Origin of the sequence: uncultured Campylobacter sp., from assembly GCF_937949835.1 — a bacterium.
In the GTDB taxonomy this organism is placed as follows: Bacteria; Campylobacterota; Campylobacteria; order Campylobacterales; family Campylobacteraceae; genus Campylobacter_B.
In genome coordinates this window covers 1-1,882 of sequence record NZ_CALEDC010000450.1, presented here as the reverse complement: position 1 = coordinate 1,882, position 1,882 = coordinate 1, and the positions used below count along the sequence as shown (strand labels likewise).

Below are 1,882 nucleotides of genomic sequence, written 5' to 3'. Positions count from 1 at the left end.
CCTAAACGGTATTGAAATATACGCCGAGATATTACAAAAAATCTCATTAAAATTCCGTAAATTTTAACCGCCGCCGTTGCGATTATTTATTATTTTTCAAAGTAAATTTTTATATAATCCATTTTAAATTTAGCATTTTTGAAGGAGAGAAAAATGGGCGAAATTTTATATTTGATCGGCGCCGTCATAGGGGTTTTGGTGGTGCTTTTCATCATCGTGCCTCTGTTTTTTAGGCGCATAGTGGAGACGAATGAAGTGCATATTGTCCAGAGTGCGCGCAAGACGACGAGCTACGGCAAAGATACCGGTAACGGCAATAGCTACTATGAATTCCCGAGTTGGGTGCCGGCGCTGGGCGTTACGAAGATCGTTTTGCCGGTCTCTGTTTTTAGTATCAAGATCGAGGATTACGAGGCGTATGATCTAGGCAGGCTTCCTTTCGTCGTCGATATCACGGCGTTTTTTAGGATTATGGATTCAAATTTAGCCGCACAACGCGTCAATAATTTTCAAGATTTGAATAACCAGCTTACCAATATCATCCAAGGCTCGATCCGTTCGATCCTTTCGAGTCGCGTGCTTGAGGACATCTTGCAGATCCGCTCCGAGCTCGGAGATGATTTTACCAAGGCGGTAAAGACGCAGCTGCAAAACTGGGGTATCGAGCCCGTCAAAAACATCGAGCTGATGGATATCCGCGATAGCAGCGGCAGCAAGGTTATCTTTAACATCATGGAGAAGAAAAAATCCCAGATCGAAAAGGAAAGCCGCGTCGAGGTCGCAAACAACACCAAGCTCGCTCAAATCGCCGAGATTGAAGCCGCGCAGGCAACCGAAGTGCGCCAGCAGGAAGCCAATAAGATGGTGGGCCTTAAGACCGTCGAAAACGAGCGGGAGGTCGCGATCTCAAAGGAGCAGGCCGAGCAGCTCATCAAGGATCAGCAAAAGATCACGCAGGAAAAGGCGATGGAGGTCGTGCGGGTGAACGACGTCAAGCAGGCTGAGATCAAAAAGCAGGTGGAGATCGTAAAGGCCGAGCAGGAGCAGCGCAAGATCGAGATCGACGCCGAAGCGCGCAAAAACGCCAAAATCCGCGACGCAGAAGCGATTAAAGAAAATCAAATTTTAGTAGCGCAGGGCGATAAAGAGAAGCAGTTTCTCGCCGCCGCGGCGCTTTTGGAGATGAAGGACAAAGAAGCGCAGGGTACGCTAAAAATAGGCTCTGCGGAGGCCGAAGCGCTTAGGCTAAAAGAGCTCGCACCCGTAAACGCGCAGATCGAGCTGGCGCGCGAGATCGGCGAAAATCAGGGCTATCAGACCTATCTCATTTCAATCAAACAGATCGAAGCGAACCGCGACATCGGACTAGAGCAGGCCAAGGCGCTAAGCGCGGCGGATCTTAAGATCATCGCAAACGAAGGCAGCGTGGGCGAGGGGATGAGTAAATTCGGCGAAATTTTAAGTGCCAAAGGCGGCACGCAGCTAGCCGCGATGCTTGAAGCGCTAAATCAAAGCGAGGTCGGCAAAAAGGTGCTGGATAAAATTTCAGGCGCCAAGAGTGAGGACAAATCCGAGTAATATTCGCGGTCTCGGGCAAGTAAAATTTTAAATTTATACGCTAGCAGCTCTGCAGACGAGAGTAAATTTGAGTAATAGCTGGTGGCGAGATTATTGCGCTCTTGATAGGAGCAAAATTCTGGGGAGTAAATTTTGAGTGATAGCTAGCGGCACAGCGCGGGCGGGCAAATTTAAGCGGTCTGCTCGTCCGAGCGGTTTGGCTGCCTGCACTTGGATAAAATTTAAGGCGTCGGTGGAATTTAAAGGTTGCGAAATTTCAAATACTCGCGGAATTTCGGATTTTTGTGGGATTTTAAAACGCCGC

General features: G+C 48.6%; 1 protein-coding gene. It reads left to right on the top strand.

The window, feature by feature from the left end; genetic code table 11:
• Window positions 1–153 precede the first annotated feature (153 nt).
• The gene (locus tag Q0256_RS10000; RefSeq protein ID WP_297962649.1) at window positions 154–1,578 is read left to right on the top strand and encodes an SPFH domain-containing protein; all 1,425 of its coding nucleotides are present in this window, start codon (window positions 154–156) and stop codon (window positions 1,576–1,578) included.
• Window positions 1,579–1,882 lie beyond the last annotated feature (304 nt).

Excerpts from the sequence above, each read along its gene's own strand:
- Q0256_RS10000 (WP_297962649.1), top strand. The coding sequence starts at position 154 with ATGGGCGAAATTTTATATTTGATCGGCGCCGTCATAGGGGTTTTGGTG.